Genomic DNA, 23395 nt, shown 5'->3' with positions numbered 1-23395 from the left:
CGCCCGGGCGTCAGGCCCGGGCGTTCGTCAGTCTTTTCTCTGTCGGCTGCGCTTAGCGCCGATCGCCCATGAAGCGCAGCAGGAACATGAACAGGTTGATGAAGTCGAGGTAGAGCGTCAGCGCGCCCATCACCGCCTTGCGGCCGGCGACGGTGCCGTCGTCATTGCTCGAATACATCTCCTTGATGCGCTGGGTGTCCCACGCGGTGAGGCCGGCGAAGATCAGCACGCCGATCGCCGAGATGGCGAAGTCGAGGCCGGTGCTCTTCAGGAAGATGTTGACCACCATCGCCAGGATCAGCCCGAACAGGCCCATCACCAGGAACGAGCCGACCGGCGAGAGGTCGCGCTGCGTGGTGTAGCCGTAGAGGCTCAACGCGCCGAACGACGCCGCCGAGACGAAGAACGTACGGGCGATCGACCCGTGCGTGTAGGTCAGGAAGACCGACGACAGCATCACCCCGAGCAGCGCGGCATAGACGAGGAACAGCAGCGACGCCGTGCTCACCGAGAGCCGGTTGATGCGGAAGCTCATGAAGAACACGATGCCGAGCGTGCCGAGGAACAGCACGATCATGCCCGCACCGCCATAGATGGTCTGGCCGAACGGGGTCAGGCCGATGAGCTTGCCGGACGCATCGGTCACGGCAGCGTTCATGTACGTAAACCAGGCGACGACGCCGGTGAGAGCAACGCCGGCGGCCATGTAGTTGTAGACGCGAAGCATGTAGGCGCGCAGGCCTGCATCGATCGCGGCCGACTGCGCGGCGCCGAAGCCGCGGGCGGCGTAGTTGCGGTCGTAGTCCGACATCGAAGTGTCCTCTCTGTTTCCGGCGGGTGGCCGGTCACACGGCGGGCGCGCGGTCCAACGCGCGTCCTGTGTTCCGAATGTAATGCTGGCTGAGTGTTGGTGCCAGATATGGCCCGATGAAGGCGGCCTATCTTGTCGATTCTTAACCTTTCCGCCGCCGATCATACCTCAAAACGCCGGAAACCGGCAGCCGGAAAGGGGACGCGGCCGAATGTCGCGACCGCTCAAAGGCTTCGCAGCACCGGGGCGGGCTTCTGCCCAAGCGCCGAGAAGGTGCCGGCGAGCCCCAGCGCAACCGTCACCACGACCGCACCGACGGCGGCCGCTGCCGCCGGCCAGGGCAGCCACTGGAAACGCAGGTGCATCAGCTCGGTGACGATCACCCAGCCGGCGAGCGAGCCCGACAGCACCCCGAACAGCGCCGTGGCGCTGCCGAGCAGGCCGTATTCGATGGCGTAAGCGGCGATCAGCCGGGACCGGGTTGCCCCGAGCGTCTTGAGGATGACGGCGTCGTAGACGCGGTGCCGATGGCCGGCGGCGAGCGCGCCGCCGAGCACCAGGGCGGCGGCGACGAGCGTCACGGCGCTGGCGCCGCGGATCGCCACCAAAAGCTGGCTGACGATCTGGCCGATGGCGGCGAGCGCGTCCTTCACCTGCACCGTGGTCACGGTCGGATACTGCTGCGCCACCGCCCGCAGCACCGCGCCTTCCTCCTGCGGCGTGCCGCCGTCGGGGAAACGCAGCGTGGCGAGATGCGTGTGCGGCGCGCCGGCGAAGGTGTTGGGCGAGAACACCATGACGAAATTGATGCTCATGCTCTGCCAGTCGACGCGGCGGAGATTGGCGATGCGCGCGATGATGTTGCGGCCGAGCACGTTGACGGTGATGCTGTCGCCGAGCTTCAGCCCGAGGCCGTCGGCGATGCCCTTCTCGAACGATACCAAAGGCGGGCCGTCATAGCCCGGCTTCCACCATGCGCCGGCGACGAGGCGCGAGCCTTCCGGCACCTGATCGGAGTAGGTGATGCCGCGGTCGCTCTGCAGCACCCAGGCCGCCTCGTCCTTCGGCTTGATCTTCTCGGCGGCGGTGCCGCCGGCGGCGATGATGCGTCCGCGCAGCATCGGCACGTCCTCGACCAGCGCGCCAGGGGCGCGGTCCTCGACGAATTCCGAAAAGCGCTGTGCGTCGGCGGAGGGGATATCGAGGAAATAGAACGACGGCGCGCGCTGCGGCAGTTCGTGCGCGAACTGCCGGCTCAAATTGCCGTCGATCTCGACCACGGTGACGAGCAGGGCGATGCCGAGGCCAAGCGACAGCACGACGGTCGGCGTCAGCGCGCCGGGGCGGTGGATGTTGGCGACGGCCATGCGCAACGCGGTGGCGCGCGCGTGCGGCGCACGGCGCGCGATGGCCATCACAGCCAGCGCCACCAGCCGCAGCAGCACGAACACGGTGGCGGCCGCGCCGACATAGATCAGCGCCACGCGCTGGTCGTAGGCAAGCAGCACCGCCATCGCGGTCAACGCGACGACGGCAACGATCGTCAGCACCACATAGCCCCAGCGCGGCCGGCGCGGCTGCGGCGCCACCATGTCGCGGAACAGCGCGCCGACCGGCACGTCGTGCGCGCGGCCGAGCGGCCATAGCGCGAACGCCAGGGCGGTCAGGAGGCCGTAGACGAGCGACAGCGCCAATGCGCCGGCGTGCACCGCCGGCTCGATCGGCAGCGGCAGGATGGCGCGGAACGCTGCCGCCACCGCGAACGGCAGGATGGCGCCGAGCACGACGCCGATGACGCCGCCGATCAGCGCCAGGATCACCACCTGCGTCAGATAGACGGCGAACACGCTGCGCCCCGAGGCGCCGAGCGCCTTCATGGTGGCGATCGAGTCGCGGCGGCGGTCGAGATGGCTCTTCACCGCATTGCCGACGCCGACGCCGCCGACCAGCAGCGCGGTGAGACCGACGATGGTGAGGAATTGCGTGAAGCGGTCGACATTGCGTTCGAGCTGCGGCGAGGCGTTCGCGCGCGTGCGGATTTCCCAGCCGGCCTGCGGCAGCTCGACGCGCGCGTCGTTGGCGACGTCGCTGGCGTCCTTGTCGGTCGAGGCATTCGCCGGCAGCCGCAGGCGGTAGTGCCAGTGCACGAGGCTGCCCGGCTGCACGAGGCCGGTGGCGCGCAGCGCCTGTTCGCTCATCAGCACGCGCGGGCCGAAGCCGATGCCGCCGGCGAGCTTGTCGGGTTCGCTGACGAGCTTGGCGCGCACAATGAATTGCGCGCTGCCGATCGACAGCCGATCGCCGGCCGTCAGATTGAACCGCGCCAACAAGGTCGGATCGATGACCGCGCCAAAGGTGCCGCCGCTCTCCGCGAGCGCCGCAGCGAGCGGCCCCTGCGGATCGAGATCGGCCGTGCCGAACAGCGGATAGGCGTCGTCGACCGCCTTGAGTTCGACCAACGTGGCGCGACCGTCGGTCAGCCGTGCCATCGCGCGCAGTGTCGCCGCGCGCGACACAGTGCCGTGGTTTTTGAGAAAGGCGAGTTCGGCGTCGCTGGCCGGCCGCGTGATCAGCGAGAAGGCGAGATCGCCGCCGAGGATGACGCGGCCCTGCCGCGCCAGACCGTCGGCGAGGCTCGCCGCCAGCGATGACACGCCGGCGATCGCCATGGCGCCGAGCGCGATGCAGGCGATGAACACATAGAAGCCGCGCAGTCCCGAGCGCATCTCGCGCAGCGCAAAGCGCAGGGGGAGGGCGCTCACTGTCCCGGCTCCACGCGTCCGGAGCGCAGGCGTACGACGCGGCCGCAGCGCGCCGCCAGCCCTGCGTCGTGCGTCACCAGCACGAGCGTGGTGCCGCGCTGGGCGTGGCCGGCGAACAGGAGGTCGATGATCTGCCGGCCGGTGTCCTCGTCGAGATTGCCGGTCGGCTCGTCGGCGACGAGGATCGCCGGGTTGGGCGCCAGCGCCCGTGCGACGGCGACGCGCTGCTGCTCACCGCCGGAGAGCTGCGCCGGATAATGGTCGAGCCGCGCGCTTAAGCCCACCGATTCCAGCTCGGCGCGGGCGCGCGCTTCGGCGTCCGCGACGCCGGCAAGCTCGAGCGGCACGGCGACGTTCTCAAGCGCCGTCATGGTCGGGATCAGGTGGAATGACTGGAAGACGATGCCGACATTGCGACCGCGGAAGCGGGCGAGCGCGTCCTCGTCGAGCTTGTTGAGCATGGCGCCGGCCACCAGGACGGTGCCGGTATCGGTGCGCTCCAGCCCGGCCATCACCATCAGGAGCGTCGATTTGCCCGACCCCGACGGCCCGACGAGGCCAACGGCCTCGCCTGTGCATATATGCAGGTCGATGTCCTTGAGGATATGCACGCGGGCGGCGCCTTGCCCGAGCGAGAGATTGACGCCGGCGAGCGCGATCGCCGGTCCCGCCGTCGAAGGGTCATTCATGCAGGGTCACCGTCCACAGTCCCGCTCATATGGGAACAGGACCGCTCCGGTCCAGCGCGTCGCGGCCCTGCTGGTCACGATGGCGTGTCTGCTTGGGTCGGCCGCGTGGGCGGCGGAGCGGCCGGTGAAGGTCGTGGCGCTGGGGGATTCGCTCACCGCCGGCTACGGCCTGCCGCTGGCCGATGCCTTCCCGACCAGGCTGCAGGCGGCGCTCAAGGCCAAGGGCATCGACGCCAGTGTGGCCAATGCCGGTGTGTCCGGCGATACCGCCTCCGGCGCGCAGGAGCGGCTCGACTGGTCGGTGCCGGACGGCACCGACGCCGTTATCGTCGAGCTCGGCGCCAATGACGCGCTGCGCGGCCTCGACCCGAAGCTGACCGAAAAGGCGCTCGACGCCATCCTCACCCGCCTCGACCAGCGCCACATCCCGGTGCTGTTCGCCGGCATGATGGCGCCGCCCAACATGGGCGCCGACTACGCCAAGGCGTTCAACGCCATCTACCCGGCGCTTGCCGCGAAGCATCCGGTGATCTTCTATCCGTTCTTCCTCGACGGCGTCGCCGCCGACCCGAAGCTCGACCAGGCCGACGGCATGCATCCCAATGCCGCCGGCGTCGACGTCATCGTCGCCCGCATCATGCCCAAGGTCGTCGAGCTTGTCGGCAAGGCACGCGCCGCCCGGAAATAGCAGTCCGTCATGCCCCGTCTCTTCACCGGCATCGAGATCCCGGCGGCGATCGGCCAGCAGCTGTCGATGCTGCGCGGCGGCCTGCCCGGCGCGCGCTGGATCGATCCCGAGAACTATCATCTGACGCTGCGCTTTATCGGCGACGTCGACGACGTCACCGCGCACGAGGCCGCCCATGCGCTCGGCCGCGTCAGGCGCGCGCCGCTCGACCTGCATCTGGACGGGATCACCTCGTTCGGCGGGCGCAAGCCGCGCGCCATCGTCGCCACGATGCCGCAGCCGCAGGCCTTGATGGACTTGCAGGCCGAGCAGGAGCGGCTGATGCGGCGCATCGGGCTGCCGCCGGAAGGGCGGAAATACTTGCCGCACGTGACACTGGCGCGCTTGCGCCAATCCTCCAGCCGGGACGTCGCCGACTATCTTTCGGCGCGCGGCCTGTTCCGCACGCCATCCTTTCCCGTCGAACGCTTCGTACTGTTCTCTTCGCGCAACTCCACCGGCGGCGGGCCGTATGTGGTGGAGGCGAGTTATCCGCTCGGCGGCGCAACGCAGTAGGCACGCGGCGTCTGTCGTTGCGCCCTCTCCCCCCTGTGGGAGAGGGCATCCGCAACATTTCAAATGAAGAAGAATGGGTGAGGGGGCTGTCCCCCTCACCCATCAGAATGCGCGGCGAGGCTCTCAATGCCCTCTCCCACAGGGGGGAGAGGGCGCAGATACTGCTGTCGCGTCCTCGTAAGTCTTTACCCCGCCCTCACCAACCGCGACTGCGCGTCGAGCAGTGCGTTGACCACGCCCCAGCCGTCCTCGGTCCATTCGCGCAACAGCGACAGGCCGGTGAAGCGCGGCGGATCGACCTCGGCGACCACGTCGCCGAAGTCGAACTTGAGGTCGGCCTCGAACTTGCGGGCGAGCTGCTGCATGCGCCGGTTCTCGGCCAGGCACTGCATCTGCAGCGCCGTGATGCCGCGATTGCGCGCGGCGAGCAGGATGCGCTCGAGCAGCACGCTGCCGACGCCGAGGCTCTGCCACGGCTGCTCGATGCTGAAGGCGGCTTCCGCCTCGCGGGCGAAGGGGCCGGCTGGCCGCAGTTCGGCGGCGCCGCGCAGCACGCCGTCGAGGAAGAAGCCGTAGACCACGACGCCGAAGGCGCCGATGCTGCGGGCATGCTGCGCAATAAAATCGTCCCCGACCCCGCCCGAGAAGCGGCGGCGGCGGCTTTCGAAGTCCAGACGCAGCAGGTGGTCGCGATAGGCCTCGGCTTCGCCGATCCATAGTTTGCGGACGGTGCCGCCGGGCGGAAGAAATTCAAGCATTTCAAAGGGTCTCCAGGTCGGTAGACCCTCGAGGAGCGTTTCCGGGCCGGTCCGCGGCGTTGATCCCGCGCGCAGCACGGCCGAACCTTATATGGTGCGCCGCAACAAGACATGACATGGCGCAACGATCTTGCGCGGCTCTTCCCCGCGTAAAACGCATGGCTCGCCAAGGCGTTAATGTCGTCTGTCCGCAGTAATGCTGCACCCTTGCTGCGGCCATTGCGCAGCATGAGCCGCAGTAATCGCGGCGGTTGCACTGCAACATTGGCGCCAATGCTGCAGCAAAGGGTGCAGCAAAGCCGCCGCAAAGCGCGGGATTCGCCTGCGGTTAGATTTACTTGGACCCCGGGGCCACGTAGCACTCGTTCATCCCTGCCCGCGGGCAGCCCGCCCCGCGATTCACCCCGACCCAATGCCCGACAGCTTCGCCACCCGCTACGCTGCGCTCATCTCCTCCCGCAAGATCGAGGCCGACCCCGCCCAGGCCGAGCTCGTGCGTCGGCTGGTGGCGCTCGAGAGTGCGCTGGCGCAGCACAGGCTGTCGCGCAAGTCGTCGTCGCTCGGCTGGTTGTTCTCGCTCCGGCAGACCCCCGGCCCGGTGAAGGGCCTCTACGTCTGGGGCGACGTCGGCCGCGGCAAGACCATGCTGATGGACCTGTTCTTCGCCACCAGCGAGGTCCGCCGCAAGCGTCGGGCGCATTTCCACGAGTTCATGGCCGAGGTGCACGACCGTGTGCGCGAGGTGCGCCACCAGTTGAAGCTCGGCACGCTCACCAATGGCGACCCCATCCGTCACGTCGCCGACGAGATCGCGCAGGAGACGTGGCTGCTCTGCTTCGACGAGTTCCACGTCGACGACATCGCCGACGCCATGATCCTCGGCCGCCTGTTCACGCGGCTGTTCGAACAGGGCGTGGTGCTGGTCGCCACCTCGAACGTGGCGCCGGAGGATCTCTATTACGAGGGACTGAACCGGGCGCTGTTCCTGCCCTTCATCCATCTGCTCCTGCATCACGTCGACGTGGTCCGGCTCGCCGCGCGCACCGACTACCGCATGGAGAAGCTCGGCGGCGTGGCGACCTGGTACGTGCCGGCCGACGAGGACGCCGAGGTCGCGCTCGACATCGCCTGGCAGAAGATCACCGGCACGCTCGAAGGCGAGCCGGTCTCGATCCAGCTTGCCGGCCGCGTGCTGCGCGTGCCGGAGGCGGCGATGGGCGTCGCCCGCTTCACCTTCGGCCAGCTGTGCGAGCAGCCGCTCGGGGCCAGCGACTATCTGCGCCTCGCGCACGAATTCCATACGCTGATCATCGACCGCATCCCGGTGATGGACTATCCGCAGCGCAACGCCGCCAAGCGCTTCATCATCCTGATCGACACGCTGTACGATCATGGCGTGAAGCTGATCGCCTCAGCCATGGCCGAGCCGGATGAGCTTTATCTCGCCAGCGACGGCTATGAGGCGCACGAGTTCAGGCGGACCGTCTCGCGGCTGATCGAGATGCGCTCGGCCGATTATCTCGCGCTCCCGCACGGCGCGCGCGGCGGCGACAGCGGCGACACCGGCGGCATCGTCGAAACCTGACCGCATTTAACCTTCTCCCGCCTTTTTCGGTTGTCAGTTTCGCTGCAAAGCGCGAAACATCCGCGGGGCTTGCGAAAGCAGGGAGCGGTCATGGCCAATGAGGATGTCGCCCCCGAGGGGACCGAGACGGACGGCGGGACGCTGGCGACCACGCGCGCGCGCCGCGCCCGGCCGTCGCGTTTCCGCTGCGTGCTCTGCGGCAAGGACAAGCCGACGCGCGACATCGTCCGTCTCGATGTGGTGCGCCCGAGCCTGCTCGACCGCATCCGCGACGCCTATCCGGAACTGCCCGCCGAGGGCTTCGTCTGCATCGACGATCTCGACCGTTTCCGCTCCAGCTACGTGTCCGAATTGCTGCGTAGTGAGCGCGGCGAACTCACCCGGCTCGAGCAGGACGTGGTGCAGAGCCTCGCCGACCACGAGACCCTCGCCGAGAACATCGAGACCGAGTTCGAAGGCCACCGTACCTTCGGCGAGCGGCTGTCCGATCACCTGGCGACGTTCGGCGGCAGCTGGAGCTTCCTGATCTTCTTTGCCGTCGTGCTGGTCGCCTGGATGGCGTTCAACATCGTCGTCGCCGGCAAGGGGCAGTTCGATCCCTATCCCTTCATCCTGCTCAACCTGGTGCTGTCGTGCCTCGCCGCCATCCAGGCGCCGATCATCATGATGAGTCAGAAGCGGCAGGAGGCGAAGGACCGGCTGCGCGGCGAGAACGATTATCGCGTCAACCTGAAGGCGGAACTGGAAATCCGCCACCTGCACGAAAAGATCGATCACATCCTGACGCGGCAGTGGGAGCGCCTCGCCGAGATCCAGCAGATCCAGCTCGAGATCATGCAAGGCGCAATCAGGAAGCGGTGATATCGAGCCCGCGGCGCTAGGTGACGGTCGACCAGATCATCAGCAGGACGGCGACGGCCATCAGCCCGCTGCCGAGCCAGCCGAGAACCTTGATCCAGCGCGGCAGCGACACGCGCGCCGCTTCACGCTTGTTCGTCACCACCAGCATCATTGCGATCATGATCGGCACCGCGACGATGCCGTTGATCACCGCGGTCCAGAACAGCATCGCGATCGGATCGATATTGGTGGCCAGCAGCGCCGAGCCACCGATCGTCGCCGCGGCAACGATCGCGTAAAATCCGATGGCGCGGTTGGCCGGCAGCTCCAGGCTGCCGCGCATATGGAACACTTCGGTGACCGCATAAGCCGCCGATCCGGCCAGCACCGGCACCGCCAGCAGTCCGGTGCCGATGATGCCGGCGGCGAACAGCGCAAAGGCCAGCGGGCCGCCGATCGGGCGCAACGCCTCGGCGGCCTGCGCCGCCGTGTCGATATGCGTGATGCCGTGCGCGTGCAGCGTCGCCGCGGTGGTGACGACGATGAAGCAGGCAATGGTGTTCGAAAAGACCATGCCGATCCAGGTATCGACCGAAATTTTCTGGAACGCGCCCGTCTTCGACGACTTGGTGCGCGCGTGTTGATGGCGATGGCTGAGCCTCGATTCTTCCGCTTCCTGCGACGCCTGCCAGAAGAACAAATAAGGGCTGATCGTCGTGCCGAAGATCGCCACCACCATCAGCAGCATGTCGCGATCGAAGCTGATTTTGGGAGCGACCGTCGCGTACAGCACCTCGCCCCATGGAATGTGCACGCTGAAAGCCGCGGCGACGTAGAACAGCAGCACCATCGTGAGAAATTTCAGGTAGCCGGCGTAGCGGTGATAGGGGATGAACACCTCGGCGGTCAGGCACACGATTCCAAACAGCACCGCGAAGGCCAGTGCCGATCCGCCCACGACCAGGCGCAGCGCTTCGCCCATGGCGGCCAGATCGGCGGCGATGTTGATCGTGTTGGCGACCAGCAGGGACGCGACGAGCGGATACACCGCGGCCGGCGGCAGCACGCGCGCAATGTTGCTGCTCAGTCCTTTTCGCGTGTCCCAGCCGATGCAGGCGCTGATGATCTGGATCGCGGCCATGAACGGCAGCGTCAGGAACAGCGTCCACAGCAGCGAAAAGCCAAATTGCGCGCCGGCCTGCGAGTAGGTCGCGATCCCGCTCGGATCGTCGTCGGCCGCGCCGGTAATCAGGCCCGGCCCGAGTGCGCGCCAGATGCGATGCACCGAAGTTTTCTGTCCGGTCACGACTCACCCCCCTGCCGGCCGATGATGCGGCGCGGGCCGGTCCGAGCATAGCCCGCCGGGATGTTGCGATGCAGCTATCATATTGCAACGCAAAACGTTTTCCGCGAAGTCCCTCCGCTTTCCCCTCTGGACAGCCCGCCACGGCTCTGCTGGTATAATGTATACCTGACGCCAGAAGGAGGACGCCCGGCGCGGCGCCGCCTTGTCGCCCCCGGTTTAACGGGATAACCACCACGCGGCCGCGCTCCGCGGCAGCACCCAGCTCTGAGAGTTCTCCCACCATGGCCCGTAACAAGATTGCCTTGATCGGCTCCGGCCAGATCGGCGGCACCCTGGCCCACCTCATCGGTTTGAAGCAGCTCGGCGACGTCGTCATGTTCGACGTCGCGGAAGGCGTCCCGCAGGGCAAGGCCCTCGACATTGCCCAGTCCTCGCCGGTCAACAAATTCGACGCCAAACTGTCCGGCGCCAACTCCTACGACGCCATCGAAGGCGCCGACGTCTGCATCGTCACCGCCGGCGTGCCGCGCAAGCCGGGCATGAGCCGCGACGACCTGCTCGACATCAATTTGAAGGTCATGGACCAGGTCGGCGCCGGCATCAAAAAGTACGCGCCGAACGCTTTCATCGTCTGCATCACCAACCCGCTCGACGCGATGGTCTGGGCGCTGCAGAAGTCCTGCGGCCTGCCGCACCAGAAGGTCGTCGGCATGGCCGGCGTGCTCGACTCGGCGCGCTTCCGCTACTTCCTCGCCGACGAGTTCAACGTTTCGGTCGAGGACGTCACCGCCTTCGTGCTCGGCGGCCACGGCGACACGATGGTGCCGCTCACCCGCTACTCCGCCGTCGCCGGCATCCCGGTGCCGGATCTCGTCAAGATGGGCTGGACCTCGCAGGCGCGCATCGACGAGATCGTCAAGCGCACTGCCAATGGCGGCGCCGAGATCGTCAACCTTTTGAAGACCGGTTCGGCCTTCTACGCGCCGGCCGCATCTGCCGTTGCGATGGCCGAGAGCTACCTGCTCGACAAGAAGCGCGTGCTGCCCTGCGCCGCCTATCTCAACGGCGAGTACGGCATGAAGGACCTCTATGTCGGCGTGCCGGTCGTCATCGGCGCGAAGGGCGTCGAACGCATCGTCGAGGTCGACCTCAACGGCGCCGAGAAGACGGCGTTCGAGAAGTCGGCGGGCTCGGTGCAGGGCCTGATCGAGGCCTGCAAGAAGATCGCGCCGAATTTGGCGTGAGCGCGTGTCCCGGACGCGGTGCAGCGCGGAGCGGTGCACCGCTGATCCGGGACCGTAAGAGGGACTGAGTCTGTTGCGGTCCCGGTTCTGCAGCGCACCACTTCGTGCTGCGCTGCGCCCGGGACAAATGAGGGAACACCGAGGGACGCCGCATGAACATCCACGAATATCAAGCCAAAGCCGTGCTGCGCGAATTCGGCGTGCCGGTGCCGCGCGGCGTTCCCGCATTCACCGTCGATGAGGCGCTCAAGGCCGCCGACGAGCTCGGCGGCCCGGTCTGGGTGGTGAAGGCCCAGATTCACGCCGGCGGCCGCGGCAAGGCTGGCGGCGTCAAGGTCGTCAAGTCGGTCGACGACGTGAAGACGGAAGCGACCCGCATTCTCGGCTCGACTTTGGTCACGCACCAGACCGGCCCGCAGGGCAAGAAGGTCAACCGCCTCTACATCGAGGAAGGCTCGTTGATCGACCGCGAGTTCTATCTCTCCGCGCTGGTCGATCGTGAAACCTCGCGCGTCGCTTTCGTCGTCTCGACGGAAGGCGGCATGGACATCGAGGAAGTCGCGCACAAGACGCCCGAGAAGATCCTCACGTTCTCGGTCGATCCGGCCACCGGCATCATGCCGCACCACGGCCGCTATGTGGCGCAGGCGCTCAAGCTCACCGGCGATCTCGCCAAGCAGATCGAAGCCATGCTGCCGAAGCTCTATGCGGCATTCGTTGCCAAGGACATGACCATGCTGGAGATCAATCCGCTGGTTGTGACCAAGGACAACAAGATCATCTGCCTCGACGCCAAGGTCGATTTCGACGGCAACGCGCTCTACCGCCATCCCGACGTGCTGGCGCTGCGCGACCTGACCGAGGAAGACGAGAAGGAAGTCGAGGCCTCGAAATTCGACCTCAACTACATCGCGCTCGACGGCTCGATCGGCTGCATGGTCAACGGCGCCGGCCTCGCGATGGCGTCGATGGACATCATCAAGCTCTACGGCATGGCGCCGGCGAACTTCCTCGACGTCGGCGGCTCGGCCACGAAGGACAAGGTTGCCGCCGCGTTCAAGATCATCACCTCCGACCCGAACGTGAAGGGCATCCTGGTCAACATCTTCGGCGGCATCATGAAGTGCGACGTCATCGCCGAGGGCGTGGTCGCCGCGGTGAAGGAAGTCGGCCTGAAGGTGCCGCTGGTGGTGCGCCTCGAGGGCACCAACGTCGACCTCGGCAAGAAGATCATCGCCGAGTCCGGCCTCAACGTGACGGCGGGCGATGACCTCGACGACGCTGCGCAGAAGATTGTCAAAGCTGTGAAGGAAGCCGCCTGATGTCCGTGCTCATCGACAAGAACACCAAGGTCATCTGCCAGGGCTTCACCGGCAAGAACGGCACCTTCCACTCGCAGGCGGCGATCGCCTACGGCACCAAGATGGTCGGCGGTACCTCGCCGGGCAAAGGTGGCGGCACGCATCTCGACCTGCCGATCTTTGACACCGTCGCCGAGGCCAAAGAGAAGACCGGTTGCGACGCCTCCGTCATCTACGTGCCGCCGCCGGGCGCCGCCGACGCGATCTGCGAGGCGATCCAGGCGGAGATCCCGCTCATCGTGTCCATCACCGAAGGCATCCCGGTGATGGACATGGTCAAGGTGAAGCGCTCGCTGTCCGGCTCGAAGTCGCGTCTCATCGGCCCGAACTGCCCCGGCGTGATGACCGCCGGCGAATGCAAGATCGGCATCATGCCGGGCAACATCTTCAAGCCGGGCAAGGTCGGCATCGTGTCGCGCTCCGGCACGCTGACTTACGAAGCCGTGTTCCAGACCAGCCGCGAGGGCCTCGGCCAGACCACCGCCGTCGGCATCGGCGGCGATCCGGTGAAAGGCACCGAGTTCATCGACGTGCTCGAGATGTTTCTTGCCGACCCCAAGACCGAGTCGATCGTCATGATCGGCGAGATTGGCGGCTCGGCCGAAGAGGACGCGGCGCAGTTTCTCAAGGACGAGGCCAAGCGCGGCCGCAAGAAGCCGATGGCCGGCTTCATCGCAGGCCGCACAGCGCCTCCGGGCCGCCGCATGGGCCACGCCGGCGCGATCATCTCCGGCGGCAAGGGCGATGCGGAGTCCAAAATCTCCGCCATGGAGTCGGCTGGCATCAAGGTGTCGCCGTCGCCGGCGCGCATCGGCAAGACGCTGATGGACGTGCTGAAGCGCTGACGCGCACGCCGTCGGCTATTTGCGCTGACATGTGCCCGCCCTCGTGGCGGGCACATTCATTTTGGCGGCCAGGGATCGTTTGTTTTCGCCCCGGGAAACGGACGCGGACGCCCAGCGTTATCGTTAATGCGATGCCGGGAAATGGCTTCGGCGGCGGGCGTCAGCGCGCGATCGGGCGGACGCAGGACCGGATTCCGACCGCAAACCGCTCTCAGATCGATGAATCTGAATTCATTTCTTGGTCTTTCGTTGACTTACAGAGGTCATAAATAGCGTTAAAAGACATCGCGCCGACCGAGTCTGCCAGGAGCCCGGTCCGGCGCCCGCGCGCATTTTGGACCCCGCCGCGCCAAGGAACTGACCGCATGTCCCGACAGGACGCCAACGCTGCCTTCGCCCGCACTTCCTTCCTCTACGGCGGCAACGCCGCCTACATCGAAGACCTCTACGCCCGCTACGAAAAAGACCCCTCCGCGGTCGATGCCGAGTGGCGCGATTTCTTCCAGAGCCTGAAAGACGACCGCGCCGCGGTGGTGAAGAGCGCCGAGGGCGCCTCCTGGAAGAAGCCGAACTGGCCGGTGCGCCCGAACGACGATCTCGTCGCCGCGCTCGACGGCAACTGGGCCGAGACCGAGAAGAAGATCGGCGAGAAGATCGCCGGCAAGGCGCAGGCCAAGGGCGTCGAACTGTCGAACGCCGACGTGATGCAGGCGACGCGCGATTCGATCCACGCGCTGATGCTCATCCGCGCCTACCGCATCCGCGGCCACTTCCACGCCAAGCTCGATCCGCTCGCCATCCAGGCCGAGCCGAACGAGGAGGAGCTCGAGCCTTCGTCCTACGGCTTCGGCGAAGCCGACATGGACCGCAAGATCTTCCTCGACAAGGTGCTCGGCATCGAATTCGCGTCGATGCGCGAGATCGTCTCGATCCTGCGGCGCACCTACTGCCAGACCGTCGGCATCGAGTTCATGCACATCTCCAATGCCGCGCAGAAGGCGTGGATTCAGGAGCGCATCGAGGGCCGCGACAAGGAGATCCAGTTCACCCGCGAGGGCAAGCGCGCGATCCTCAACAAGCTGGTCGAAGCGGAAGGCTTCGAGAAATTCCTCGACGTCAAATACACCGGCACCAAGCGCTTCGGCCTCGACGGCGCCGAGGCGCTGATCCCGGCGCTCGAGCAGATCATCAAGCGCGGCGGCAATCTCGGCGTGAAGGAAATCTGCATCGGCATGCCGCATCGCGGCCGCCTCAACGTCCTCACGCAGGTCATGGGCAAGCCGCACCGCGTGCTGTTCCATGAGTTCAAGGGCGGCTCGGCGACGCCGGAAGATGTCGAAGGCTCGGGCGATGTGAAGTATCACCTCGGCGCCTCGTCGGACCGCGAGTTCGACGGCAACAAGGTGCATCTGTCGCTGACGCCGAACCCGTCGCATCTCGAGATCGTCGACCCGGTGACGCTCGGCAAGGTCCGCGCCAAGCAGGACCAGCACAACTGCCCGCCGGAAGACCGCACCGCGGTGCTGCCGCTGCTGATGCACGGCGACGCCGCTTTCGCCGGCCAGGGTGTGGTCGCGGAATGCTTCGGCCTCTCCGGCCTGAAGGGCTACCGCACCGGCGGCTCGATCCATTTCATCGTCAACAACCAGATCGGCTTCACCACCTATCCGCGCTACTCGCGTTCGTCGCCCTATCCGTCCGACGTCGCGAAGATGATCGACGCGCTGATCTTCCACGTGAACGGCGACGATCCGGAAGCGGTGACCTTCGCCGCCAAGGTGGCGACCGAGTACCGGATGAAGTTCCAGCAGCCGGTCGTCATCGACATGTGGTGCTACCGGCGCTTCGGCCACAACGAGGGCGACGAGCCCTCGTTCACCCAGCCGCTGATGTACAAGAACATCCGCTCGCATCCGTCGACTTTGGAGATCTATTCCAAGAAGCTGATCGGCGAGGGCGTCGTCACCGAGGGCGAAGTCGAGAAGATGAAGGCCGACTGGCGCACGCGCCTCGACGCCGAGCACGAGGCGGGCCAGGGCTACAAGCCGAACAAGGCCGACTGGCTCGACGGCCGCTGGGCGGGGCTGAAAGCCGCGCACGACGTCGACGATCCGCGCCGCGGCAACACCGGCGTCGACGAGAAGGTGCTCAAGGAGATCGGCAAGGCGATCACCACGGTGCCGGACGGCTTCAACGTGCACAAGACGGTGCAGCGCTTCCTCGATCACCGCGCCAAGTCGATCGAGACCGGCGTGGGCATCGACTGGGCGACCGGCGAGGCGCTCGCTTTCTCCACGCTGCTGAAGGAAGGCACGCCCGTGCGCCTGTCCGGCCAGGACAGTGAACGCGGCACCTTCTCGCAGCGCCACTCGGTGCTGTTCGATCAGGAAACCGAAGAGCGCCACACCTCGTTCAATCACCTGGGCGAAGGCCAGGCGCGTTTCGAGGTTCTCAATTCGAGTTTGTCGGAGGAAGCCGTCCTTGGCTTCGAATACGGCTACTCGACCGCCGAGCCGAAGACGCTGACCCTGTGGGAAGCGCAGTTCGGCGACTTCGCCAATGGCGCGCAGGTCGTGTTCGACCAGTTCATCTCCGCCGGCGAGCGCAAATGGCTGCGCATGTCCGGCCTCGTCTGCCTGTTGCCGCACGGCTACGAAGGGCAGGGGCCGGAGCATTCCTCCGCGCGCCTCGAGCGCTTTTTGCAGATGTGCGCCGAGGACAACATGCAGGTCGCCAACTGCACGACGCCGGCGAATTACTTTCACATCCTGCGCCGGCAGCTCAAGCGCGAGATCCGCAAGCCGCTCATCCTGATGACGCCCAAGTCGCTGCTGCGCCACAAGCGCGCGGTGTCGCGGCTCGACGAGATGACGACCGGCACCTCGTTCCATCGCCTGTTGTGGGACGATGCGCAGTATCTCAAGGGCGAGAAGATCAAGCTCGTCGCCGACGACAAGATCCGCCGCGTCGTGCTCTGCACCGGCAAGGTCTATTACGACCTCTACGAGGAGCGCGAGAAGCGTGGCATCGACGACATCTACATCCTGCGCATCGAGCAGCTCTATCCGTTCCCGACCAAGGCGCTGGTGGCGGAGCTGTCGCGCTTCAAGCAGGCCGAGATCGTCTGGTGCCAGGAAGAGCCGCGCAACATGGGCGCCTGGTTCTTCGTCGACGTGTTCCTGCAGTGGGTGCTGAACAACATCAACGCCAAGCACAGGCAAGCGCGCTATGCCGGCCGTCCGGCCTCCGCCTCGACTGCGGTCGGCCAGATGTCGAAGCACCTGGCGCAGTTGAGGCAGTTCCTCGAAGAGGCGCTGGGCTAATTTGATCTGTCGTGGCCGGCCCTGCGCCGGCCACCCCGCTTATCGAGGCACGGTGCCCGCCTCAGCGAGATGGCCGGGACAAGCCCCGGCCATGACGAAGACGATGACGAGACAAGAGAGAAACAATGGCTGACATCCGCGTCCCCACCCTCGGCGAATCGGTCACCGAAGCGACCGTCGGCAAATGGTTCAAGAAGCCGGGCGACCCGGTCGCCGTCGACGAGCCCTTGGTCGAGCTCGAGACCGACAAGGTGACGCTGGAAGTGCCGGCGCCCGCCGCCGGCGTGCTCGGCGACATCGCGGCCAAGGACGGCGCCACCGTTGCTGTCGGCGCGCTGCTCGGTTCGATCACCGAAGGCGGCGCCGCCGCCGCGCCGGCCAAGGCTGCCGCGCCCGCCGCCGCCAAGCCGGCCGAAGCGCCAAAGGGCGCGGCTGCCGCTGCGCCCGCAGTTACGTCGACGATGCCGCTGCCGCCGTCGGTCAAGAAGCTGGCCGCCGAATCGGGCGTCGATGCCGGCAAGGTCGAGGGCAGTGGCGTGCGCGGCCAGGTGACCAAGGGCGACATGCTCAACGCCATCGAGCGCGCCGCCTCGGCGCCGACGCAGGTCTCGGCGCCGGTGCAGATGCGCGCGCCGTCGCCGGCCGACGATGCCGCGCGCGAGGAGCGCGTGCACATGACGCGCCTGCGCCAGACCATCGCGCGGCGCCTCAAGGACGCGCAGAACACCGCCGCCATGCTGACGACCTTCAACGAGGTCGACATGACCGCGGTCATGCATATGCGCAATCAGTACAAGGAGCTGTTCGAGAAGAAGCACGGCGTGAAGCTCGGCTTCATGGGCTTCTTCACGCGCGCCTGCATCCAGGCGCTGAAGGAGATCCCCGCGGTCAACGCCGAGATCGACGGCACCGACCTCGTCTACAAGAACTACTATCACATCGGCATCGCCGTCGGCACCGAGCGCGGCCTCGTCGTGCCGGTGGTGCGCGACGCCGAAGCCAAGTCGCTCGCCGAGATCGAGAAGACGATCACCGACCTGGGCCGCCGCGCGCGCGACGGCTCGCTCAAGATCGACGAGATGCAGGGCGGCACCTTCACCATCACCAATGGCGGCGTCTACGGTTCGCTGATGTCGACCCCGATCCTGAACGCGCCGCAGTCGGGCATCCTCGGCATGCACAAGATCCAGGAGCGGCCGATGGTCGTCGGCGGCAAGATCGAGGTGCGGCCGATGATGTATCTCGCGCTCTCCTACGACCACCGCATCGTCGACGGCCAGCAGGCGGTCACCTTCCTCGTGCGCGTCAAGGAGTGCCTCGAGGACCCGGCACGGCTGGTGCTGGATCTTTGATTTTTAATCCCTCCCCTGAAAGGGGAGGGTCGCCTCGCGGAGCGAGGCGGGGTGGGGTCTTCTCTCAACTTTGGCGACCCCCACCCGCTCGCCGCTTTCGCGGCTCGCCGCCCTCCCCCTTGCGGGGGGAGGGATAAGCAAGCGGAGCTTTTTCGTTATGTCCTACGATCTCATCGTCATCGGCACCGGCCCCGGCGGCTATGTCTGCGCCATCCGCGCGACGCAGCTCGGCCTCAAGACCGCGGTGGTCGAGAAGCGCGCCACCTTCGGCGGCACCTGCCTCAACATCGGCTGCATCCCGTCGAAGGCGCTGCTGCACGCGTCCGAATTGTTCGAGGAGGCGGGACATTCGTTCAGCAAGATGGGCATCGGCGTGCCGGCGCCGAAGCTCGATCTCAAGCAGATGCTCGTGTTCAAGGACCAGGCGGTCGACGGCAACACCAAGGGCGTCGACTTCCTGCTCAAGAAGAACAAGGTCGACGCCTTCATCGGCGCCGGCCGCATCGCGGCGCCGGGCAAGGTCGAGGTCACCGGCACCGACGGCAAGAAACAGACGCTGGAGACCAAGTCGATCGTCATCGCCACCGGCTCCGACGTCGCCAAGCTCAAGGGCATCGACATCGACGAGAAGCGCATCGTCTCCTCGACCGGCACGCTGACGCTGCCGGAGGTGCCGAAGCATCTGCTCGTCATCGGCGCCGGCGTCATCGGCCTCGAGCTCGGCTCGGTGTGGCGCCGTCTCGGCGCCAAGGTCACCGTCGTCGAGTTCATGGATGGCATTCTGCCCGGAATGGACGGCGAGGTGCGCAAAGCTGTGCAGCGCCTGTTCGAGAAGCAGGGCATGACCTTCAAATTGTCGTCCAAGGTCACCGGCGTCGACACGTCCGGCAAGACCTTGAAGGCGTCCGTCGAGCCGGCGAAAGGCGAGGGCAAGGCCGAGACGATCGAGGCCGACGTCGTGCTCGTCTCGACCGGCCGCGTGCCCTACACCGATGGGCTCGGGCTGAAGGAACTCGGCGTGACGATGGACGAGCGCGGCCGCGTTGCCGTCGATCATTATTACGCGACCAGCGTGCCGGGCATCTGGGCGATCGGCGACGTCATCGCCGGACCGATGCTGGCGCACAAGGCCGAAGACGAAGGCATCGCGGTCGCCGAGATCCTCGTCGGCCAGGCGGGGCACGTGAACTACGACGTCATCCCGGCGGTCGTCTACACGATGCCGGAGATCGCTTCGGTCGGCAAAACCGAGGAAGAATTGAAGGCGGCGAATGTCGCCTACAACGTCGGCAAGTTTCCGTTCACCGCCAACGGCCGCGCCAAGGCCAACCAGCAGACCGATGGCTTCGTCAAAATCCTCGCCGATGCGAAGACCGACCGCGTGCTCGGCGTGCACATCGTCGGCTCCGACGCCGGCAACATGATCGCCGAAGCCTGCGTGGCGATGGAGTTCGGCGCCTCGGCCGAGGACATCGCCCGCACCTGCCACGCGCATCCGACGCTGCCCGAGGCGGTCAAGGAAGCCGCGCTCGCCGTCGACAAGCGCGCCATCCATATGTGAGCGCTTCTTATCCCTCCCCCGCTTGCGGGGGAGGGTGGCGCGCGTTTGCGCGCCGGGTGGGGGCATTCTCAATTGCGACGTAACCCCACCCGTCTCCGCGCTGCGCGCGGAGCCACCCTCCCCTTTCAGGGGAGGGATAAAACCGCATCCGCGCCCGCGCGGGCCAGCCATGCCGGTCCCGCATGAATCTATGGCACACCGGCCCGCAACAGACTGGTATGAGGCGCCCATGAGTGTCGAGCAAGATTCCTGCGCCGCTGACGACCTTTCAGGCCCTCGCGTAAAAAGCCGCCCCGTTCACCGCGGTCTGGTCTTTACGATCGTCGCGCTCGCGTTGCTGATGATGTCGATCGACACGACGATCGTCGCGACGGCGTTGCATGCCTTGCGAACCGGCCTGCACACGTCGATCGGCTGGGCCGGGTGGACCATCACGGCATACTCGCTCGGATTTGTCGTGTCGCTGCCGGTGAGCGGAAGACTGAGCGAGTTGTATGGCTGCCGGAAGGTGTTCCTCGGGTCGATTATTGCCTTCACCATCGCGTCTTTATGCTGCGGGATGGTCGACAATATTTATCTGCTGATTGCCATGCGCGCGCTACAGGCGGCCGGCGGCGCGGGCTTCACGCCCGCGGCAACCAAGATCATTGTCGACAACTTCGGCTCCGCGCGGGATCGTGCGGTCGGCTTGTTTGGAAGCATCTTCTCGATTGGCGCGATGATCGGCCCCGTATTCGGTGGGCTGTTTGTGACCTACGGGTCCTGGCGCGGCATCTTTCTGGTCAACGTGCCGATCGGCTTGACGGTTGCTGCGCTCGCATGGCGCTACGTGCCGGCCGATCGGCCTCGGCCGGAGGGAACCCGTCAGAGGCTGGATGCAACGGGCATAGCGCTCCTTGGCAGCGGCCTGCTTTTCGGCATGCTTGCCATCAGCTATCTGGGCGAGGCGGCGACCGATGCGTGGTGGCCGTTGGTCGCGATCGTGTTGGCTGTCGCGGTCCTCGCGCTATGGATGTTCTTTCGCCACATCAATCGCTCGGCCAACCCATTCATTGAACCGCGTCTGATCACCGGACCAGGTTTCGGGGCCGTGAATCTGCTGAATGCAGTCTACGGCGGCGTCTCCTCGGCTGTGATTGCGCTGGTGCCGCTATACGCGATCAACCGCTATGGGATCAGCGCGCTGGACTCCAGTGCGTTGCTCGTCGCGCAAGGCGTCGCCGCGATCGTATTGTCGACCGTTTCCACCTTCGCCCTGCGGCGCACCGGTTACAGGACGCCCCTGTATGCAGGCGGTGCCGTCATGGCCGCCGGCACGCTGCTGCTCGCCGTAAGCCCGATCGCCGGTGTCACGGCGTTTGTGTGGCTGACGGCTTCCACGTTTCTCATTGGCGTGGGACGCGGCATGAACAACCCGGCCAGTCGCAACGCGGGGCTGCAACTGTCGCCCAAGAACGCATCGACTCTTGCCGCACTTCGGACGATGAGCATGCAAATCGGCACAATCGCCACTGTCACGATAGACACCGCAATCCTTGCCGGTTCTCATGACGCAGGCCACACGCAAGCGGTGCTCTTCGCCCTGGAAGCCGCATTGGTCCTGGCAAGCCTGCCGATGGTCGCCCAGGTGCCGGAGCACAGCGGCTCCTGGTAACCGCGCCGCCACAGCACAAATTCTTTTCCACGGACTATTGACCTACTAGGCCGATATGCCTAAACTCCTTCCGTCCTGCTCGCCAGGGGCGCCGTCATGGGGCGCTGTGAGGGTGGAGCAGCGGTGGGACGGGAGGCCGGAGATGCGGCCTTTCGCGCTCATCGGGTCGAGGCGGGGAAACCCGCATCGGTCGATGCGGCGCCCGCGGGCGGAGGGTACGCACCCTGCGCACTCGGGAGGCCCTGGCCAGCCGTCCGCCGGCATTACGACCGGCTGCCCGCAGCTCTACGGAGCGATGGGCTGCACGCGGTGGCGACGAAGGAGCGGCGGCCACTGCTCCGGATCGGGGGCTTGAACACGGGCCCTGTCGCTGCCCGGAAGCGCGGTCCAAGGGGTTTTCAAGACGCCGCATGTGGAGCGCCGGGAGGCGCCTTTCTCCGATCGCAAGGAGGAAGGAGACGCCTTCGCACGGTGTCTCGGGCGGCCCTCGCCGGGCCGCTCAGGAGCGCGATCGCAAGCGCTCCGCGTTTCCCGGCGCTCCGCTCCCCTGGTTGGGGAGCGTGGTGAGGAAGGGGACGAGGGCCTGCCCGGGGCCGACACCAAGAATACGGGCGATGACTCATGCCATGGCGGGATGGTGCATCCACCAACACCGTTCATTCCCGCGAAAGCGGGAATCCAGCGCCGACTCACAACTGGGTCCCCGCTTTCGCGGGGACGAACGGAGGATTGACAGGGTGCGCGGTTCGCTCCCGAGACGGAACTCGCAAACCCGCTCTCTTGCTCGCGCCCGCCAGCGTCTATAATCACGCATAAGCCAGTAGCGAGGAGACTGCCATGTCGCAGACGGCCGAGAAGCGCGGCGCCAAGCCGCCGATGCTCAAGGACAAGGACTTCCAGTGGGAGGATCCGCTCGGCATCGAGTTCGAACTCACCGAAGACGAGCGCATGGTGCGCGACACCGCGCGCGGCTTCGCGCAGGACTATCTGATGCCGCGCGTCATGGCCGCCTTCCGCGACGAGACATACGACCCGGACCTGATGCGCGAGATGGGCAAGCTCGGCCTGCTCGGTCCGACCATTCCGGAGGAATACGGCGGCGCGGGTCTCGGCTACGTCGCCTACGGCCTGATCGCGCGCGAGATCGAGCGCGTCGACAGCGGCTATCGCTCGGCGATGTCGGTGCAGTCGTCGCTGGTGATGTATCCGATCTACGCCTACGGCACCGAAGCGCAGCGCATGAAGTATCTGCCCAAGCTCGCCACCGGCGAGATGATCGGCTGCTTCGGCCTTACCGAGCCGGACCACGGCTCCGATCCGGGCTCGATGGTCACCCGCGCCGAGAAGGTCGCGGGCGGCTACAAGCTCAACGGCGCCAAGACCTGGATCTCGAACGCGCCGGTCGCCGATGTCGGCGTCATCTGGGCGAAGCTCGACGGCGTCATCCGCGGCTTCATCGTCGAGCGCGGCATGAAAGGCTTCGACACGCCGAAGATCGAAGGCAAGCTTTCCTTGCGCGCCTCGATCACCGGCGAGGTCGTTCTCAGCGACTGCGTCGTGCCGGAAGAAAATTTGCTGCCGAACGCGAAGGGCCTCGCCGGTCCGTTCGGCTGCCTCAACAATGCGCGCTACGGCATCGCCTGGGGCGCCATGGGCGCGGCGGAATTCTGCTGGCACCGCGCGCGGCAATACGTGCTCGACCGCAAGCAGTTCGGCCGGCCGCTCGCCGCCAACCAGTTGGTGCAGAAGAAGCTCGCCGACATGCAGACCGAGATCGCGCTGGGCTTGGCCGGCGCGTTGCGGCTCGGCCGCATGCTCGAGCAGGGCCGCGCCGCGCCGCCGTCGATCTCGCTGATGAAGCGCAACAACTGCGGCAAGGCGCTCGACATCGCCCGTGTCGCGCGCGACATGCACGGCGGCAACGGCATCTCGGAAGAGTATCACGTGATGCGCGTGCTCATGAACCTCGAGACCGTGAACACCTACGAGGGCGCGCACGACATCCACGCGCTGATCCTCGGCCGCGCGCAGACCGGCATCCAGGCGTTCATGTGAGAAACG

Annotated in this window: 17 protein-coding genes; 12 read left to right on the top strand and 5 right to left on the bottom strand. The window is 66.4% G+C overall.

All coding sequences use genetic code 11. The features are described 5' to 3' along the window. Nucleotides 1-52: 52 nt before the first annotated feature. The 3 genes from VGV41_RS14755 to VGV41_RS14745 all read right to left on the bottom strand — a co-directional run bounded on the left by VGV41_RS14755 (nucleotide 53) and on the right by VGV41_RS14745 (nucleotide 4262). Nucleotides 53-811, bottom strand: coding sequence for a Bax inhibitor-1/YccA family protein (locus VGV41_RS14755; RefSeq protein ID WP_326864623.1), 759 nt, complete (start codon nucleotides 809-811; stop codon nucleotides 53-55). 224 nt (nucleotides 812-1035) lie between these two features. Further along, nucleotides 1036-3537 carry an ABC transporter permease gene (locus tag VGV41_RS14750; protein ID WP_326864769.1) on the bottom strand — a complete coding sequence of 834 codons (2502 nt, stop codon included), beginning with the start codon at nucleotides 3535-3537 and terminating at the stop codon, nucleotides 1036-1038. 32 nt (nucleotides 3538-3569) lie between these two features. Continuing rightward, nucleotides 3570-4262 carry an ABC transporter ATP-binding protein gene (locus tag VGV41_RS14745; protein ID WP_326864622.1) on the bottom strand — a complete coding sequence of 231 codons (693 nt, stop codon included), beginning with the start codon at nucleotides 4260-4262 and terminating at the stop codon, nucleotides 3570-3572. Between the two features lie 79 nt (nucleotides 4263-4341). On the opposite strand from VGV41_RS14745, the gene VGV41_RS14740 reads away from it, so the two are divergent. Then, the gene (locus VGV41_RS14740; protein WP_326864621.1) at nucleotides 4342-4950 is read left to right on the top strand and encodes an arylesterase; all 609 of its coding nucleotides are present in this window, start codon (nucleotides 4342-4344) and stop codon (nucleotides 4948-4950) included. A gap of 9 nt (nucleotides 4951-4959) precedes the next feature. Next, entirely contained in the window at nucleotides 4960-5505 is a 546-nt protein-coding gene (thpR, locus tag VGV41_RS14735) for an RNA 2',3'-cyclic phosphodiesterase (protein WP_326864620.1), read from the top strand. A 185-nt stretch (nucleotides 5506-5690) separates the two neighbouring features. Here thpR and VGV41_RS14730 read toward each other — a convergent pair whose 3' ends face one another. Then, a complete protein-coding gene (locus VGV41_RS14730) occupies nucleotides 5691-6263 on the bottom strand; it encodes a GNAT family N-acetyltransferase (RefSeq protein ID WP_326864619.1) in 573 nt (190 codons plus the stop codon). 412 nt (nucleotides 6264-6675) lie between these two features. On the opposite strand from VGV41_RS14730, the gene zapE reads away from it, so the two are divergent. Then, nucleotides 6676-7848 (top strand): cell division protein ZapE, encoded by a 1173-nt coding sequence (gene zapE, locus VGV41_RS14725; RefSeq protein ID WP_326864617.1) that lies wholly within the window; start codon nucleotides 6676-6678, stop codon nucleotides 7846-7848. A 90-nt stretch (nucleotides 7849-7938) separates the two neighbouring features. Further along, nucleotides 7939-8709, top strand: coding sequence for a DUF1003 domain-containing protein (locus VGV41_RS14720; protein WP_326864616.1), 771 nt, complete (start codon nucleotides 7939-7941; stop codon nucleotides 8707-8709). A 16-nt stretch (nucleotides 8710-8725) separates the two neighbouring features. Here VGV41_RS14720 and VGV41_RS14715 read toward each other — a convergent pair whose 3' ends face one another. Next, nucleotides 8726-9994: a divalent metal cation transporter gene (locus tag VGV41_RS14715; protein WP_326864615.1), complete on the bottom strand. Its 1269-nt coding sequence runs from the start codon at nucleotides 9992-9994 to the stop codon at nucleotides 8726-8728. A 281-nt stretch (nucleotides 9995-10275) separates the two neighbouring features. On the opposite strand from VGV41_RS14715, the gene mdh reads away from it, so the two are divergent. From mdh to VGV41_RS14675, 8 genes are all read left to right on the top strand, one after another. After that, nucleotides 10276-11238 carry a malate dehydrogenase gene (gene mdh, locus VGV41_RS14710; RefSeq protein ID WP_326864614.1) on the top strand — a complete coding sequence of 321 codons (963 nt, stop codon included), beginning with the start codon at nucleotides 10276-10278 and terminating at the stop codon, nucleotides 11236-11238. Nucleotides 11239-11390: 152 nt separating this feature from the next. Next, nucleotides 11391-12560, top strand: a complete 1170-nt coding sequence (gene sucC, locus VGV41_RS14705; RefSeq protein ID WP_326864613.1) for an ADP-forming succinate--CoA ligase subunit beta — start codon at nucleotides 11391-11393, stop codon at nucleotides 12558-12560. After that, nucleotides 12560-13444, top strand: a complete 885-nt coding sequence (gene sucD / locus VGV41_RS14700) for a succinate--CoA ligase subunit alpha (protein ID WP_326864611.1) — start codon at nucleotides 12560-12562, stop codon at nucleotides 13442-13444. The genes sucC and sucD overlap by 1 nt, the downstream gene beginning before the upstream one ends. Before the next feature lie 365 nt (nucleotides 13445-13809). Beyond that, on the top strand, nucleotides 13810-16767 hold the full coding sequence (locus VGV41_RS14695; protein WP_326864610.1) for a 2-oxoglutarate dehydrogenase E1 component: 2958 nt from the start codon (nucleotides 13810-13812) through the stop codon (nucleotides 16765-16767). A 125-nt stretch (nucleotides 16768-16892) separates the two neighbouring features. Further along, entirely contained in the window at nucleotides 16893-18119 is a 1227-nt protein-coding gene (gene odhB / locus VGV41_RS14690; RefSeq protein WP_326864609.1) for a 2-oxoglutarate dehydrogenase complex dihydrolipoyllysine-residue succinyltransferase, read from the top strand. Between the two features lie 157 nt (nucleotides 18120-18276). After that, nucleotides 18277-19680, top strand: a complete 1404-nt coding sequence (lpdA, locus tag VGV41_RS14685; protein ID WP_326864608.1) for a dihydrolipoyl dehydrogenase — start codon at nucleotides 18277-18279, stop codon at nucleotides 19678-19680. 229 nt (nucleotides 19681-19909) lie between these two features. After that, nucleotides 19910-21334 carry an MFS transporter gene (locus VGV41_RS14680; protein ID WP_326864607.1) on the top strand — a complete coding sequence of 475 codons (1425 nt, stop codon included), beginning with the start codon at nucleotides 19910-19912 and terminating at the stop codon, nucleotides 21332-21334. Nucleotides 21335-22171: 837 nt separating this feature from the next. Next, nucleotides 22172-23389 (top strand): acyl-CoA dehydrogenase, encoded by a 1218-nt coding sequence (locus VGV41_RS14675; protein WP_414705119.1) that lies wholly within the window; start codon nucleotides 22172-22174, stop codon nucleotides 23387-23389. The last annotated feature ends 6 nt before the right edge of the window (nucleotides 23390-23395 follow it).

The organism is Pseudolabrys sp., assembly GCF_035943735.1.
Lineage (GTDB): Bacteria > Pseudomonadota > Alphaproteobacteria > Rhizobiales > Xanthobacteraceae > Pseudolabrys.
This window is presented reverse-complemented; position numbering and strand designations above follow the sequence as displayed.